The sequence below is a fragment of the Clostridium sp. DFI.1.208 genome, assembly GCF_024463855.1.
Lineage (GTDB): Bacteria > Bacillota_I > Bacilli_A > Erysipelotrichales > Erysipelotrichaceae > Clostridium_AQ.
Window position 1 is genome coordinate 72188 of record NZ_JANGCA010000012.1, and the last position, 16571, is coordinate 88758.

At 47.1% G+C, this 16571-nt stretch carries 16 protein-coding genes and 1 other annotated feature; of the genes, 13 read left to right on the forward strand and 3 right to left on the reverse strand.

Annotated elements, in window-relative coordinates; genetic code table 11:
* The 6 genes from yihA to NE665_RS08440 all read left to right on the forward strand — a co-directional run bounded on the left by yihA (nt 1) and on the right by NE665_RS08440 (nt 3212).
* A complete protein-coding gene (gene yihA, locus NE665_RS08415; protein WP_117443972.1) occupies nt 1-591 on the forward strand; it encodes a ribosome biogenesis GTP-binding protein YihA/YsxC in 591 nt (196 codons plus the stop codon).
* A 489-nt stretch (nt 592-1080) separates the two neighbouring features.
* Nucleotides 1081-1293: a hypothetical protein gene (locus tag NE665_RS08420; protein ID WP_117443971.1), complete on the forward strand. Its 213-nt coding sequence runs from the start codon at nt 1081-1083 to the stop codon at nt 1291-1293.
* A gap of 45 nt (nt 1294-1338) precedes the next feature.
* Nucleotides 1339-1611: a hypothetical protein gene (locus NE665_RS08425; protein ID WP_117443970.1), complete on the forward strand. Its 273-nt coding sequence runs from the start codon at nt 1339-1341 to the stop codon at nt 1609-1611.
* A gap of 450 nt (nt 1612-2061) precedes the next feature.
* Nucleotides 2062-2346 carry a DUF1648 domain-containing protein gene (locus tag NE665_RS08430; RefSeq protein WP_117443969.1) on the forward strand — a complete coding sequence of 95 codons (285 nt, stop codon included), beginning with the start codon at nt 2062-2064 and terminating at the stop codon, nt 2344-2346.
* A 4-nt stretch (nt 2347-2350) separates the two neighbouring features.
* Nucleotides 2351-2641 carry an autorepressor SdpR family transcription factor gene (locus NE665_RS08435; RefSeq protein WP_117443968.1) on the forward strand — a complete coding sequence of 97 codons (291 nt, stop codon included), beginning with the start codon at nt 2351-2353 and terminating at the stop codon, nt 2639-2641.
* Nucleotides 2631-3212 (forward strand): SdpI family protein, encoded by a 582-nt coding sequence (locus NE665_RS08440; RefSeq protein ID WP_117443967.1) that lies wholly within the window; start codon nt 2631-2633, stop codon nt 3210-3212. The genes NE665_RS08435 and NE665_RS08440 overlap by 11 nt, the downstream gene beginning before the upstream one ends.
* 40 nt (nt 3213-3252) lie before the next feature.
* Here NE665_RS08440 and NE665_RS08445 read toward each other — a convergent pair whose 3' ends face one another.
* Complete coding sequence (locus NE665_RS08445) at nt 3253-3879, reverse strand: hypothetical protein (RefSeq protein ID WP_117443966.1); 627 nt, start codon at nt 3877-3879, stop codon at nt 3253-3255.
* Nucleotides 3880-4040: 161 nt separating this feature from the next.
* Between NE665_RS08445 and NE665_RS08450 the strand changes: the two genes are divergently transcribed.
* The 3 genes from NE665_RS08450 (at nt 4041) to NE665_RS08460 (ending at nt 8681) form a co-directional block, all read left to right on the forward strand.
* The gene (locus NE665_RS08450) at nt 4041-4772 is read left to right on the forward strand and encodes a LysM peptidoglycan-binding domain-containing protein (RefSeq protein WP_117443965.1); all 732 of its coding nucleotides are present in this window, start codon (nt 4041-4043) and stop codon (nt 4770-4772) included.
* Between the two features lie 445 nt (nt 4773-5217).
* Nucleotides 5218-5428, forward strand: a binding site (T-box leader).
* A gap of 33 nt (nt 5429-5461) precedes the next feature.
* On the forward strand, nt 5462-6013 hold the full coding sequence (locus NE665_RS08455) for a GNAT family N-acetyltransferase (RefSeq protein WP_117443963.1): 552 nt from the start codon (nt 5462-5464) through the stop codon (nt 6011-6013).
* A gap of 43 nt (nt 6014-6056) precedes the next feature.
* The gene (locus NE665_RS08460; RefSeq protein ID WP_117443962.1) at nt 6057-8681 is read left to right on the forward strand and encodes a valine--tRNA ligase; all 2625 of its coding nucleotides are present in this window, start codon (nt 6057-6059) and stop codon (nt 8679-8681) included.
* Between the two features lie 183 nt (nt 8682-8864).
* Here the strand turns inward: NE665_RS08460 and NE665_RS08465 are convergent, their stop codons facing one another.
* Together NE665_RS08465 and NE665_RS08470 are read right to left on the reverse strand one after the other, a co-directional pair.
* Nucleotides 8865-9758, reverse strand: a complete 894-nt coding sequence (locus tag NE665_RS08465; protein ID WP_233104572.1) for an HD domain-containing phosphohydrolase — start codon at nt 9756-9758, stop codon at nt 8865-8867.
* Nucleotides 9759-10382: 624 nt separating this feature from the next.
* Nucleotides 10383-12125, reverse strand: a complete 1743-nt coding sequence (locus tag NE665_RS08470; protein ID WP_117443960.1) for a carbon starvation protein A — start codon at nt 12123-12125, stop codon at nt 10383-10385.
* A gap of 641 nt (nt 12126-12766) precedes the next feature.
* On the opposite strand from NE665_RS08470, the gene NE665_RS08475 reads away from it, so the two are divergent.
* The 4 genes from NE665_RS08475 (at nt 12767) to NE665_RS08490 (ending at nt 16569) form a co-directional block, all read left to right on the forward strand.
* Complete coding sequence (locus tag NE665_RS08475) at nt 12767-13834, forward strand: branched-chain amino acid aminotransferase (RefSeq protein WP_117443959.1); 1068 nt, start codon at nt 12767-12769, stop codon at nt 13832-13834.
* A gap of 88 nt (nt 13835-13922) precedes the next feature.
* The gene (locus NE665_RS08480) at nt 13923-14861 is read left to right on the forward strand and encodes an ABC transporter ATP-binding protein (RefSeq protein WP_117443958.1); all 939 of its coding nucleotides are present in this window, start codon (nt 13923-13925) and stop codon (nt 14859-14861) included.
* A gap of 11 nt (nt 14862-14872) precedes the next feature.
* A complete protein-coding gene (locus tag NE665_RS08485; RefSeq protein ID WP_117443957.1) occupies nt 14873-15610 on the forward strand; it encodes an ABC transporter permease in 738 nt (245 codons plus the stop codon).
* A complete protein-coding gene (locus NE665_RS08490) occupies nt 15607-16569 on the forward strand; it encodes an ABC transporter permease (RefSeq protein WP_233104571.1) in 963 nt (320 codons plus the stop codon). The genes NE665_RS08485 and NE665_RS08490 overlap by 4 nt, the downstream gene beginning before the upstream one ends.
* Nucleotides 16570-16571: the final 2 nt, after the last annotated feature.

The window sequence follows — 16571 nt, forward strand, 5'->3', positions numbered from 1 at the left end:
ATGATACAATTTCAGAAAGCGGAGCTGGTCATTTCCGCACCGGATAAGAAATCATGGCCGGATACGACACTGCCGGAAATCGTTCTGGCAGGTCGAAGCAATGTCGGCAAGAGCAGCTTCATCAATGCCATGTGCGGACGTAAAAAGCTGGCCTATGTCGGGAATACGCCCGGCAAGACCAGACTTCTGAATTTCTTCAATCTGGATGATAAGTATATGTTTGTAGATGTTCCCGGCTATGGCTATGCGAATATCTCAAAAACACAGCTGATCAAATTCGGACAGATGATGGAGGATTATTTTTCTGAACGAACGCAGAAAAAGGGTGTTGTGATTCTTGTGGATGCCAGACATAAGCCGACGGATGATGATATGACGATGCTGGAATTTGCCCGTTACTATGAAATTCCGGTTGCAGTTGTGGCAACCAAGTGCGATAAGGTGCCGCCGACCAAGCGCGCCCATCATTTTGCGAATATTCGCAAGGCGTTGAAGCTGAATGCGGATGAGCCCTTGTTTCCTTTCTCTGCTGTTGAAAAGCAGGGGATGGAGGAAATCTGGAGCTATCTCATACCGCTGTTCACGTCCTGAAGCAAATGAAACGTAGAGTCTTCTCTGTTTGGAGGAGGCTCTTTTTTCAACCTTGTTAAAGAAAAAGAACATAAGCTCTTGCTATTTGAATCACGTAAGATATACTTATTTTAGATAAAAGCTGGTAGAAAAGTGAATAGCATGTAATAAAGATAACCATAACAGGGAGGGATGTATCATGGAGGATTGCTTACGTATACAGACGATAGCGAAGCTACCATACTGCCTTGTGATGTTTCTGTGGATGGAAAATATACTGTACATCATAGGAGATTCGGGATGATTCTGCAATGCTATTTTGATCAGGGCAGCATAAGGATAAGGCATTTCCTATAGCTATATGACGGTGAAAGCAGTCTGTGTATTCGCTATTGTGACATTGACCATATTGATGTCACGATTTCCTGAATACCTTACGGCAGTCTGCATGGAGTCTGGTAGTGTATCACCTTGCATTTCTTCGTTTATCAAGCAGATGGGGTTAGCTATATGATAGAATCTACGGTATTTTCGTTGTTCAACGATCTGCAAGCGCTACTATCTGAGAAAGGGATTCCACTGTTCGATATCGTCGATCGGATGGATATTGTGCGTGCTGTCCCTATGGAAGAACTTTCGATGTATCTGAATGAATTCTATGAGCTGAACATGAAAACGTATGGGATTGAGGATATGAGAATCACAATGAAGCGAAAAGCCTGATCCCCTGCAGATGACGAAATGAATAGAGAAGAAGGAGGAGCTGCTATGGAGACGCTACTGGAAATCGTCATGGAAATTGTAATGGAAGGTACGCTGTATACTGTAGGAAACAAAAAAGTTTCTCTCTGGATTCGCATACCGCTGATTTTGGTATTGTTGTTGTTTTTCGGCTTTCTTATTACGGGCTGCTTTCTGAGCGGTATTTCTATTATGAAGGAAGAAGGATTTTTTATGGGCATGGTCATGCTGGGAATCTCTTTTCTGATGCTGGCAGCCCTGATTAAGCTGATCATTGATCATAGAAAAAAGCGGAGGTAGTCCTTATAGGTATCCTGACAGGGTTAGAAATATTTGTAGGTACAAGGTTAGTAACCATGCGGCCTTGTACCATTTTTGTTTCTTCTCCTCGACTCGTAATCGCATTCTTTGTATATTAAGCGTATAACTTGAAAGCAGGGGATGCTTACAGGCGCTATGCTGTATGGATTTGATTGCAGCAAGCAGGATGTATCGTGTTAGCCTGTGTTTGGGACATCCTTTTGTTATGCTGAAGGGTAGGGGAATATCAGCATATGCAAGGAAAAGACAATATCCGATTGTTATATAGCAGTGTAGTCTTATAGTGAATAGGTGAATTATATGGGGATTCCTGCTGTGAAGCGGAAAGGCTTTTTTTTATTGTAATTCTGTTTTGCCTGCTATTGACAGAAAGCGGAAGGAGTATTATTATATATTTAACTAAATAGTTAAACAATAGGAGGGTTTTATATGGTGTTCCTGAAAAAATACGGAGCCTATGGTATTCCGATCTGCTTGCTGCTTGTTTCCCTGCTGCTGTATCCGCGACTGCCAAATGAGCTTCCAATGCAGTTCAGCTTGAGCGGTGAGGTAAATCGAACCATGAATAAGGAATTCGCAATTTGGTGTATTCCTGTACTGGAGGCTGTTATTCTGCTGTATACAGATTGCAGGGATAACCGCATTGCAGGACTTGCTATTGCAATTCTGCTGACAATCATTCAGCTGGGCATTATGCTGTTGTTTATGAGGTGAGTATATGGATATGTTTAAAGCGATGGCAGATCCGACAAGGCGGCGGATTCTACAGCTGCTAAGTGAGAAAAATCTAAGCGCCGGGGAGATTGCAGAACAATTCCCAATGTCAAAGCCGGCGATATCCAAACATTTGGATATATTGAAGACCAGTGAGCTAATCACTTGTGAAAAACAGGGACAGTATGTAATTTATGCGATCAATACATCTGCCGTGGAACAGATGTACTGCCGCTTTCTGGATGTGTTTGATGGAATGGCCTTTCATGGAAAGGCGCAGAAGCATGAAAAATGATCGCTGGATGATGCTTTGCTGTGGCGGGATTCTGGTATGCGTGTGTGCCTCCCTGTGGCTTCCCTATACGGAATGGGGAATTCTGCTGTTCTCTATTCTCAGTGCTCTTCGTCTGTATTTCGCCAATGATGTGATAACCGGACTCGATCAGGCAAATCCAAAGAACCGTACCGTCCGGGAAATGGCTATGCTATCCATGTTCTTCATCCTTATGATGGCGGGAATCACAGTATGGTATGAATGCGGACAGCTGCCTGATGTTGTAAAAGAAAAATTGCAGTTTTTCATGGTGCTGTTTCTGGTGCTGGTATATGGGAATGCTGCTCCAAAGCTCCCCTTTAATCGTCATCTGGGACTTCGTCTGCCATGGACGACGACAAATGAAAATACATGGCGGTATGCACATCGCATCTGCGGCTATATGAGCTTTCCAACAGCATTTTTCATGCTGTGCGGATATGCGATGCACCAAAGCGGTGTACAGATCGCTGCGTTATGCATTGGCTTTGTCGGGCTTCCGGCATTTCTGTCCTACCGCTATAATCAGAAACAGAAAAAAGACAGAAGCTGAAGCGGTCTGCTGAAGACGGCTCGCATTCTGTCTTTTCATGTTATTTTTCTTCTACCGCAAGAATCAGCTCTTTGGCATAGGGCAGTGATGCAATCCAGTCACATACGGTATGCCATTCATCCAGCTTGTGGTTTCTTCTTGCATAATAAATGTTCATCAGCGTTTCATAATTCAGCGTACAGGTGCGCATCTGATGGTAGCTGCTTGGCAACAGCTGAATCATGCTGTACCAGGTTTCCTTATCCTTTGTTTCCAAATACTCTTTACGCAGTGCTTCCAGAACGGAAACGGTATGTGACAGCGCCTCCTGTGCCTGTGCATTCATACGCTCATGGGAGAAATCATCCAGCGTAAAGGGCTTACTGGCAATCTTGTGCATGGTGGAGGTGGAATTGGCCACGGTTGCCACCTTGTATGTATCGTATTCCTTCCACCAGTACAGTGGAGCAGTAAAATCGACAGAAACAAATATCTGACGGATGAATTTGCGGTGATCGCTGCCTGCACGTGCCAGGCGCTGTGCCAGATTCAGATCGTTTGGACCCATAATGAAATTCCCCTGCTCATCATAAAAGCTATCCATACGATTCCAGCTGTTCATCGGATTACGGGCACCACGAATGGCATTTTCAAAATTCATTACACTTGTTCTTTCAATGGTAATCATGTTAACATCCTCATTTCTTTCCAATCCATTCTATCATATTTTGTCACTTGTGGACAGAGAAAGACCAAGAAATTAAGGACAGCGGCCATCCCTGCAGGGAATCTGCGAGTACATGCATACTTTGAGTTTCTGCGGCATACATAATGATAGGAGGCTACGCTATGAAAACAATGAAAATAGAAAAAGAGCTGCAGTTCGCAGATCAGGTCAAGGAGCCGCGTTCCCTGCAGGTACGGGAATCACTGGAATACCAGAAGGAAGCTGAGGGTATTCGTGCGGTAGGTCCCCTTCGTGTACAGGGAAGCTACGTGAATGATGAGGGAGAACTGCAGGAGTATGAGGAAGTATTGGATATGGATGTACTTGCGCCCAATCACAAGCTGTCACAGGAGCGCTTTTATCTCGATATTCAGGAATATCAGAGTGTTCCTGCCAATGGTGGATTGAACCTGACGATTTTAATGGGCATTCATGGCTTGCAGGAGCAAAGCGCACCTGCCCAACAGAGGCTTGCGGCACAGGAAGCGGTACAGCCGGAATATACCGCACCAGAACCGCAGAGCGCACAGAGCACATCTGCCTATACAATGCCGCAGGACAACACCCTGCATGCATTAGAACAGCTGTCTGCTGCAGGCGTGCAGGATACTGAGGAAACGGCTGAGGAGGAAGCGGCATCACAGGAATTGGATACCACTGCGATGTCGGAATTTGAAGATTTGTTTGAAGACGATGAAACAACGTATACATCCTACCGTATGGTTGTCGCAAGAGGGAATGACTCCTATGCAACCATAGCACAGCGCTATGATGTGAAGGAGGACGCGTTGCGCATGGCGAATAACAATAAGGAAGTAAATGAGCGTACACTGGTGATCCTTCCCGCAGTCTGATTATGCCGACCTCATAGACAGCAGCTTTACAAAGGTAACCATTTGATAAGACAAAAGCATCAACGCCAATGCTTTTGTCTTTTTATATACTTGTGTATTACTTTGAAATTCGCTTGGCAGGACTCCTGCTTCTTTTGATTGCAGGAAGGCCTGCTTCCCTGTGCTCTTGTCTTGGTATCTGCTGTATACCCGCCGTCAGCATCAAAGCCTAAAACCAGCACATGGTGTATCAGGGCTGTAGGAAGCGGTGACTGCTAAGCATGCATATCTTTACCGTCAGCATTCCATATGCCATAAGAATTGGAAAGTGCTCTGGTCTGCTGTTGAAACAAGGGTGGTGTATGGTATCTGTGCAGGGTGTTAAATCGTTTTCTTCCGGTATCTTTTGGGGTCTCAAAATAAAAAAGAGGTTGAAAACCGCAGGTCTTTTGTTTATAATAGAAAAGGAAATGCGTTAGAAAAGAAGGAGTACCGCAGATTTTCAGGCAGAGAGAGCTTTCGGCTGGTGGAAGAAAGTGCTGGAGCTGTGGGAAGGTAGTCTTGGAGCAGATATTCTGAAAGAGGAGTAGGAGTATTCGTAAAGCACGGCGTTAACGTGGTCAAGGCACAGCACAGCTGTGTAAAATAAGGTGGTACCACGTGAAAACGTCCTTTGCGGGACGCTTTTTTTATATGCGGGAGGTGATCGTATGCGTTTGGATATGCCTTGTGTGGAAACAGCAAGACTGCTGCTTCGTCCTATGGAGGAGGAAGATGTCTGCGATATGTTTGCATATTACAGCGATCCGCTGGTCATGCGGTATCTATCCATACAGCCTCATACGGATATAGAAGAAACACTGAACAGTATCCGCGGCTATTTCCTTACAGCAGAAAAGCGCGGGGTACCGCAGGCCTGGGTCATGGTACATAAGCAGGACGACAAGGTGATTGGAAATCTCGATATTCACACCGTTGATGGGGATATCGGGGAAATCGGCTATCTGCTGCATGCGGATTACTGGAACCGGGGACTGATGAGGGAAGCCGTTGCTGCCCTGGTGAAAACAGGCTTTGCCCATGTCGGTTTGCGGCGTCTGGAGGCATATGTGGCGGTGGAGCATTTGGCCAGTGCTGCCGTCTTACGGCATTGCGGCTTTGTTCAGGAGGGAATTCTTCGCAAGCTTGCCCTGCTACAGGATGGCAGGTATCACGATATGATATTGATGAGTATATTGAAGGAGGATATTCCTTTAAAGTAGCTTCCTACAGAAGCATTCAGAAAACATGAAGGAGAAGTGCGTTATGAGAAAAACATTAGATACGAAGTATGATCATCTCCACGTAGAGATGGATCACTACAAAAGCTGGATCGATCACGGCTATTTCACAGCAGGAGATAAGAGCAAGGACCCCTTCTGCATTGTAATACCACCACCCAATGTAACCGGAAAGCTGCATCTGGGACATGCATGGGATACCACCCTGCAGGATATTGTTTCCCGCTACAAGCGTATGCAGGGCTATGACATGCTGTGGCTGCCGGGAATGGATCATGCCGGTATTGCGACGCAGGCAAAGGTGGATGAACGTCTGAAATCCGAAGGAATTTCCCGCTATGATATCGGGCGTGAAAAATTTCTTGACCGTGCGTGGGAATGGAAGGAGGAATATGCCTCCACAATTCGCAAGCAGTGGGCGAAGCTGGGGCTGTCTCTGGACTATTCCAGAGAGCGTTTTACGCTGGATGAGGGGCTGAGTGACGCTGTACGCAAGGTCTTTGTGGACTTATATAAGGATGGTCTGATCTATCAGGGAGAACGTATTATCAACTGGGACCCGCAGGCCAAAACAGCGCTTTCCAATATTGAGGTTATACATAAGGAAATTGAAGGTGCGATGTATTATTTCAAATACAAGGTAGTGGAAACCGGAAAAGAGCTCGTAATTGCGACGACTCGTCCGGAAACCATGTTTGCGGATCAGGCGATCTTTGTACATCCTGAGGATGCGCGTTACAAGGATATCGTCGGAATGCATGTCATCAATCCTGCCAATGGGGAAGAGCTGCCGATCATGGCGGATGATTATATCGACATGTCCTTTGGTACGGCGGTTATGAAATGTACACCGGCACATGATCCGAATGACTTTGCTCTGGCAAAGAAATACCATCTGGCAATGCCGATCTGTATGCATCCGGATGGAACGATGAATGAAATGGCACACAAATATGAAGGAATGGATCGTTTTGCCTGCCGCAAGGCACTGGTTGCCGATTTTGAACAGGACGGTGTTGTCGATCACATTGAACAGCATATGCACCAGGTCGGACACTCGGAAAGAACCGGTGTTATCGTGGAGCCGTATCTGTCCAAGCAGTGGTTTGTTCGCATGGAGCCGCTTGCTGCAGAGGTGCTGAAAAACCAAACGATCACAGATCAGAAAATAAACTTCTATCCGCAGCGCTTTGAAAAGACCTTCCATCAGTGGCTGGAAAACATCGAGGACTGGTGCATTTCCCGTCAGCTGTGGTGGGGACACCGCATTCCTGCCTGGTATCATAAGGAAACCGGTGAAATCTATGTAGGGATGGAGGATCCAAAGGATTTGGAAAACTGGGTACAGGATGAGGATGTTCTGGATACCTGGTTCTCCAGTGCGCTGTGGCCGTTCTCCACGCTGGGCTGGCCGAATGAAACCGATGATTTGAGCCGTTATTTCCCGAATGATGTGCTCGTGACCGGCTATGATATCATATTCTTCTGGGTTGCCCGTATGGCTTTCCAGACACGCTACTGCATGCACAATCGTCCGTTTAAGGATGTATTGATTCATGGTCTGGTACGGGATGCACAGGGACGTAAGATGAGCAAGTCGCTGGGCAACGGCATCGACCCGATGGATGTGATTGCGGATCACGGTGTAGATGCGCTGCGCTTCTTCCTGACAACCAATTCCACACCGGGACAGGATTTGCGCTACATCGATGAAAAGGTCGAGGCAAGTGCTAACTTCATCAATAAAATATGGAATGCAAGCCGCTTTGTCCTCATGCAGATTCCAAAGGATATGGAGGTTTCCGACATCGATCTGAGCAATGCCTCCATGATTGACAAATGGATTTTGAAGCGCTTCAATGAGGTGCTGGAAAACGTGACAGCGAATATGGAGAAGTACGAGTATGCGCTGGTAGGAAATGAATTGTACAGCTTTGTCTGGGATGACTTCTGCAGCTGGTATATCGAGCTGAGCAAGGCAGGTCTTTCCAGCGATGATGAAACGCTGCGCAAGGCGGCTCAGTCCACGCTGGTAACGGTGCTGAGCGGTATCGTACGTATGCTGCATCCGTTCATGCCGTTTGTGACGGAGGAAATTTATCTGGCAATTCCGCATACCAGAGAAAGCATCAATCTGGAAGCATGGCCATGTGCAGTGGATGCTATGATGAGCGAAGAGGAAATGACAGCGATTCGTCAGCTGATTACAATGATCGAGGCAGTGCGCAGTCTGAAGGTGGATTACAATCTGAAGCCAAGCATGGATATCGAGGTCATCATACGGGATGAAAACGGAAACAACATGCCGAGTGTATCCTATATCAATGCCATCCTGCAAAAGATGTGCCATGCGACATGGATCAGTGAGGACAGTGCTGTGGAAATGGCCGTTCGCCCAATTCTAAACGGTACGCTGAATGTTCCGCTCGCCGCAATCATCAATGTGGAAGAGGAAATTGAAAAGCTCAGTAAGGAAATCAAGCGTCTACAGCAGGAAATCAAACGCGGAGAAGGGATGCTGAGCAATCCGAATTTTGTGAATAAGGCTCCTGAGGTAAAAGTAAACGCAGAGCGTGAAAAGCTGGAGGGATATCGTTCCCAGTATGCAATCGTTGAAAAACAGCTGGAGGAAATGAAGAAAAAAGCATAAGTTATTGAAATAAGCAGGCATCTGTATACCGTGAATTGCGGACGGCAGATGCCTTTTTCAGCTGACAGCTGTTGTATATGCATCGAACAGCCACAGCTTTATCAGGCTGCCGGTTACTGATAAGATAGACGATTCATAAAAGGCGAAAAAAGAACCGGCTGTACCGGTTCTATCATTGTATATTTATTGTATGGATAATCGTTTTTCTTCTACTAAAACATGGAGCGCATGCAGTACATCCGGATCATAGAGCTGCCGTTCCTGTTCCATTACAGAGAGCGCCTGCTCATAGCTTACAGGACTGTTGTAGGAGCGCCGGCTGGTTATGGCATCAAATACATCCGCAACGGCAACAATGCGTGCATCCATCAAAATCGCATCGCCTAATAGACCGCGGGGATAACCGCTGCCATCCATGCATTCATGATGCTGCAGCGCGATCTCCGCTATGTTTTCACCATGTGATTCCATCAGCAGCTGCCAGGATGCCTGTGGGTGCTGCTTGATGATGGAGAACTCCTCAGCATTCAGACGTCCCGGCTTCTGCAGAATTTCAATCGGTGTATAGTATTTACCAAGATCATGGAAGGTTGCGGCAACACCAAGCGTCAAAATATCATAGGAAGGATCCATTTGCAGAGCGATGGACATCGCTAGATTGCTGACACGTTTGCTATGTCCAATCGTGTAGACATCCTTCAATTCTACCTCACGCAGCTTTTCAAAGCAGGCATTGGTTTCATTGACTCTTTGATAAGAGCCGCTGGTACTGAACAGCATCAGCTTTGCCGGTGTTCTGGATATACCGTGGATAGCAGATTCTTCATAGGTGAACAATGCGCTGTCGTCTTTTTTGAGAATAAAGGTTTCCCTGCTGGACTGAAACTGCATTTCACCATCCAGCAGATACAGGACGAATACCGTATCCTGCTCGTGTTCTTCCCATGTGATGCCGATATGGGTGTCTTTCCGTATAGTATACAAACCGGTCTGCAGCTGCTGTGTCGCGTGTATTTCTTCTGCATTCTGGGGGCCTTGTTCCCAGAAGCTCTGGTTATGCTTGATTTCTATTGTCATAATATGTCCTCATTGTATTGCGGAGCTTGCGGATCGAGGGCAAGGATTTTTTCGGAAACGATGTTACGTACGATGAGTCAGGCTCTGTTACGGTGCTTGTGAATCGAAATTTTACGTATTGTTTCATCATGCATTGTCATCACGTCAAGCTCTATTGTCAGACAGATTATATCATAATTTTACAAAAGTTAGTATTTTTGTAAGCATCATTATAAAAATATATAGGCGTGCTGACAGGCGCATCGGATGCTACTCATACGAAGAAGATACGGACCAAAGGAAAGCGTTGGTAAGAAACAGGGAAATGAAAAAGCTTGACCCGTATTGGTATGAGGAGAATGACAACGAACTATGCGGCTGTATCTTACAGGCATACGGTATGTCCTTGCAAGGCTATGGTAGCATCTGCAGGCGGATATGCATACAGATTTTCACCGCTCAGGACGGCTTCTTTATTCAAAAAAAATCTCCATTCGCTGAAGTGATTTTCAACAAATCGGAGATTTCTTACATAGAACACTATCATTTACATAAAACGCTCTCATTTACATCGAACACTATCATTTGATGACGATGCTTTGCACAGCGCAATATAATGTTTTGTTTCAGAATGCATCCAAGGCACTAGGCCTGATTCTCTGCCAGCTGGCTTGCGGACTGCTCATCCTCATCCTGGGCAAACAGCTTTTTGCCGGAACAGAAGGTGATCATCAGCCCCAGCGCCATCAGAAGAACAGCGAAAATCAGCTGCAGCCCATCTGTCATAAAGACAAAGCCGCCCTTCACAAACAGCTTCATGCAGCTTTCATATACCGACATTCCCAATGAGGTCATTGTCACGATGAGCATGATGGTCATTGGAACATACAGCATCCAGCCCTTACGCCCGGTCACCTTCAGGAATACGGCCAATGCGATAAGCACCATTGCCGCAAGCAGCTGGTTTGCAGAACCGAACAACGGCCATATATGATTGTAGCCGCCCAGAGATAACAGATAGCCGCCTGCCAGTGTCAGAATGGTCGCCACATACTTATTGCACAAAAAGCGCTGTACAGTGGAGGGTGTGTGGTCCTGTGTTGGCTCAAACAACTCCTGGAAAGAAAGCCGTCCGATTCTTGCGACAGCATCCAGCGAGGTCAGCGCAAGTGCGGAGACAAACATTGTCATGATGCACAATCCAACCTCTTGCGGCAGTCCGAGCTTGCTGATGAGTCCGGTGACACCGACTGAGAATTTCGTAAACGGTGTTGCTGTTTCTGCCATTGCCATACCTGCCAGCTCACTGTTTAATACCCCCTTTGCCGCGAGGGAGGTCAAGGAGCCGACAATGACGATCACAAGAATTGCCAGCAGAGATTCCAGCAGCATAGAGCCGTAGCCTACCTGCAGCATATCCTTCTCATTGCGAATCTGCTTGCTGCTTGTCTCACTGGATACCAAAGAATGAAAGCCGCTGACAGCACCGCAGGCAATCGTGATAAACAGCGTAGGGAAGAGATAGCTTCCATTCGCAGACGTGAAGCCGGTGAAGGCCGGTGTGGAAATGGTCGGATTGGAAATCAGTACACCAATCACGGCTGCGGCAATCATACCGACAAACAAGAAGGTGGTCAGATAATCCCTTGGCTGCTTCAACAGCCACATCGGTGTAATGCAGGCGAAGAAGATATACACGAAAACAACATAAATCCATGTCTGCTTGCTGAAATACATCGGAAAGGCAATACCTGCCGCCAGCATGGCGATGATCAGCGCGATACCGATTCCAGCCTGCTTCCATCCGCTGATTCCGGTTTTTCTCAAAAACAGTCCGAACGCAACGGCAACCGCAATATACAGCATGGAGATGGAGGCCGCAGAGGCGTTCGGCTTCAGCCGGGCTCCCTGTGCAGAGAATCCGTTAAAGGTACCTGCTACCATATCCGCAAAGGCGGCAATCACCAGCAGCGTAAACAGCCAGCAGAATAGAAAGAAGAGCTTCTTGCCTGTCTTTCCGATATAAGCTTCAATAATCTGTCCCATGGATTTTCCCTGAGACTTGACAGATGCGTACAGGGAGCCGAAATCCTGTACGGCACCGAAGAAGATTCCTCCAATCAGTATCCACAGGAATGCCGGCAGCCAGCCAAACATCATGGCCATGACAGGCCCTGTGACCGGGCCGGCTCCTGCGATGGAGGAAAACTGGTGCGCAAATACTTCCCATTTGTTACTCGGGACAAAATCTACCCCGTCCTCTCTGGCGCATGCCGGAGTCTTTGCCTTTGGGTCGATTCCCCATGAGGCTGCCAAGTAGCGTCCATAGAGAAGGTATGCGGCAGCCAGAACGACGATTGCTATACCTAACACTAATAATCCATTCATACAAAATTTCCTTCTTTCCCTTGCCAATATAGAAAAAAACGCTTTCCTCTTATAATTTCCCTGATCTAAGACGAAAACGTTTGTTTGCGCGATACCACATAGCGTGCCTGTTCGAACACTTTCCCAAGAGCGAAGCTTATCTCATCGGCAGATATACGCTGCATCCCTTATAGATGCAATCTCTATATCATGGTAAGATCGATTCCCTTATCGGCACAATGGCGTGCGTTGAGTTCGCAGCTTGCAGGCCCTCGTCAGGGGGAAGCGGACATACCCATCCCATTGCTCAGCAGCACAGGCTCTTTGTACAGGGATACATCCGTGTTATCCTGTTCTTTGCTTGTCAAAGTATATTGGCTGTTTTCTATGTTACACCGTGCCATATCGCTTGTCAACACCTTATTGAAAGAAAATGAAATATTATATATAAATTTACAACTGTTACATATTCTACTAATACCATTACATTGCGCTTGCATAATTGAACGATAAAGCAGTATACGGCAGTGCTGTGAAGAAAACCGGAGCATTGTGAAATAAAAATGAGAGAGAATGTAAAAATATGAAAGAATGAGGTTGACGAAATTGCAAAAAGGGTGTAACCTATGAAACATAGAAGTTATGATTAGGGAGGATATGTTATGAATATCGAAATTATAGAAGCAGCACAGAGAAAAGAAAAACCGGACTGGAACAGTGATCTGGGCTTTGGTAAAATCTTTACCGACCATATGTTTACGATGGACTGGACAGCAGAGAAGGGCTGGTGCAATGCCAAAATTGAGCCGTATGCGCCGATCTGCATGGATCCTGCAAGTCTGGTTCTGCATTATGCACAGGAAACCTTTGAGGGACTGAAGGCCTATAAGACAAAGGATGGCCGGGTGCTGCTGTTTCGCCCGGAGATGAATGCCCGTCGATTTGCCAATTCCAATCGCCGTCTCTGTATGCCGGAAATGGATGAGGAGATGTTTGTGGAGGCGGTATCTGCCGTTGTAAAATATGAACAGGACTGGATTCCAACCGCAGAGGGTACTTCCTTATATATTCGCCCGTTTATGTTTGCGACGGAAGCAGCGGTAGGCGTACATCCCAGCAATGCCTATAAATTCATGATTCTGCTTTCCCCGGTCGGAGCATATTATCCGGAAGGGGTGAATCCTGTGAAAATCTATGTAGAGGATGAATATGTACGTGCTACAAAGGGGGGCACCGGGTTCACGAAATGCGGCGGAAACTATGCGGCCAGCATCGCTGCACAGGTCAAGGCTGAAAAGCTGGGCTATACCCAGGTGCTCTGGCTGGATGGTGTAGAGCGAAAGTATGTAGAGGAAGTCGGAACGATGAACGTTATGTTCAAAATTGATAATAAAATCGTTACGGCACCCTGTGATGGAACGGTATTGCCGGGTGTTACCAGAGATTCTATTCTGCAGCTGTTAACCTCTTGGGGCTATGAGGTGGAGGAACGCCATCTCGCTATTGATGAACTGATGCAGGCAGGAAAGGAAGGCCGTCTGGAGGAAGCCTTCGGTACGGGAACAGCGGCTGTTATTTCTCCGGTTGGAGAACTGAATTTCAAGGGGGAAATCACGGTGATCAATGACTTTAAGACCGGTGATCTGACTCAGAAGCTGTACGATACCTTAACCGGTATCCAATGGGGCGATGTAGCGGATACCTATGGCTGGACACGGGAAGTAAAATAATCATACCAGGAATCATCCCAACGGTTGATTCCTTTTTTTGCGCCTTCTTATACAATACGGTTGTCCAAGGATGGATCAGGAGGAACTTATGAAAGAGCTATTGAATATACGACATCTGCACAAAAGCTTTCAGGGGCGCACAGCTGTGGATGATTTATCGTTTGATGTACAAAAGGGAGAGATACTGTGTCTTCTGGGACCGAATGGTGCCGGTAAGAGTACCACGATTCACATGATCGGGGGGATATATCCCTATGAGAGGGATACGCTGTTTTACGAAGGCCAGAGTCTAAAGACCGCAAGGACGAAGTTTCTTCGCGAAATCGGCTTTGTACCGCAGGATATTTCATTATATGAGGATTTGAGTGCAAGGGAAAACGTACGGTTTTTTGCCTCCCTGTACGGCTTGCGTAAAGAGCTGTTGAAGCAACGCGTGGAGGAGGCGCTGGAGTTTGCCGGTCTGAAGGATCGTGGCAATGAGATAGTGAAGCATTTCTCCGGGGGGATGAAGCGCAGACTGAATATCGCCTGTGCGATTGCACATCATCCCAAGCTGGTCATCATGGATGAGCCGACCGTGGGAATCGACCCGCAGTCCCGCAATCACATCCTGTCTTCTATCAAGCGGCTGCGTGATGAAGGAATGACAATTCTGTATACGACACATTACATGGAGGAGGTGGAGGAAATATCTACACGGATCATCATCATGGATCACGGGAAGCTGCTCGCACAGGGAACGAAGGAGGAGTTGAAGGAACGCCTGGAGGCAAAGCGTTCCTATATTATGGAGGTGGAGGAGCTGCCGCCAGACTGCCTGGATGCCTTCTATGCCATTGAGGGTGTGCAGGAGGTCGTACAAAAGGAATCGCAGCTATGTATTTCCACGCTGAAGAATGTGGAGAATCTGGATGAAATCATACGAACTGCCATGCGCAGTAAGCTGGTCATCCGTAATCTGTATTGTGAAAGCATCAATCTGGAGACGGTATTCCTGGAGCTGACCGGACGCCGTCTGAGAGACTAGGAGGGTTGGATATGGAACGTTTGATATTATTGAAGCAGGATTTGCATAATCTGCTGATCAATCCGATGTGGGTGTTCTACAGCACGCTGTTTCCCTTTCTGCTCGTCGTTGTAATGGGGTATCTGAGCCGGGATTTGTTCGGAGAAGAGGTGTCCTCTTACGCCTATTATTTTGTGACCTTTCTGGTATACTGTGCCGCAAATTCCGCAACGATTGCCGCCAACAGTTTTATGGAGGAGAAGCTGCGTGCCGGGAATATGCGGATTCTGTATGCACCGCTGCATCCGCATCTGCTGTACCGCAGTAAAATAGCTGCATCCTGGCTGTTTTCCAGTCTGCTGCATCTGTTGACAGCGTTTGTCTGTGTACTGGTGTTCTCCTTACAGGTGAAGCATACGGCAGTGCTGATCGGTATGCTGCTGGCACTGGAGCTGTTCTCGTGCATATTCGGTGTCCTGATGTGTCTGCTGTTTCACAGCGAGCATCTGGCCAATCAGGTAATCACCATCATACTGCCGATATGCGGCGTGCTGGGTGGCGTTTTCTTTTCACTGGACCGCTTTGGCTCATTTGCGTCCATACTGAGCAGACTGTCCTTTATGAAATGGGTGATCACGGCATCGTTTCAGGCGCTATACGATGATGTCATCACATCGGGTCTGTGGACGATTGCATTGCTTACAGGATTGAGTGCTGTTTTGCTGCTAGTATGCAAAAGACTGTTCAAAGAGGAGGACTGTATCGTATGATAACGATTATGAAACAGGCGTTTGTCCGTTTGAAACGTGAAAAGGGAAGTGCTGTGGTATATCTGGTGCTAAGCATTGCCGCTATCTTTGTGGCGCTGTATGTTTCCTCCCTGAACACCAGTCTTGGTTCTATCGCTGTACAAAGTGAACAGCATATATGGAAAAGCAGTGATACGCTGCGTGTCACCTATGTAAAGGAGGCGGTTGCAAAATCACGTCTTGTGGCACAGGAATACGATGCATTTGTACAGGTGCACAAGGATGGCAGCCTGTCGGTTACCTCTGTGAAATCAGATGCATTCAAGCAGGATTTGAACAACGCATTACAGGGACAAATCGGCTCCTCACAGCATAAAAAGCAGCGTGGTGTAGGAACCTGTGTCATTGGCTTTGTTATGATGTTTGCTATTATGCAGTCACTGGTCTATATGATGCAGTATGGCGAGGACAAGGAGCTGCGGCGTATGGAGCGTATTCTGCTCTCTCCGATAACCTTTTCCAGCTATCTGGGCGGAATGATCCTGTTTACCATGCTCTCTGTGACCCTGCCTGCGCTGCTCACGCTTGCCGTGTACTGCATAGTGGGGATTGACATCGGCTTCTCACTTGCGGTCTATGCCGGACTGCTGTTTGTCTTATCCCTGTTTGCGACGGCCTTCGCCCTGTTTCTGAATACGCTGTTTGCGCAGAAGGATACGGCAAATATGCTGGGAAGCGCACTTGCTGTGCTGGCATCCATTATCTCCGGCGGATTTTATGAGGTGGCAAATGAAGGAGGTATTCTGGATACGATTGCATCTATGCTGCCGACCAAGGCCGTTCTGCAGCTGAGCGAGTCGCTGGAAGCAGGGCTGACATCGCAGGCTGTGGAGCATCTTGTGTTTGTTCTGCTGTGGGCAGTCATTCTGTTTGGGGCAGCGCTTTTTGTACAGCATGTTCATAAAAGAGCAGGGAACTGATT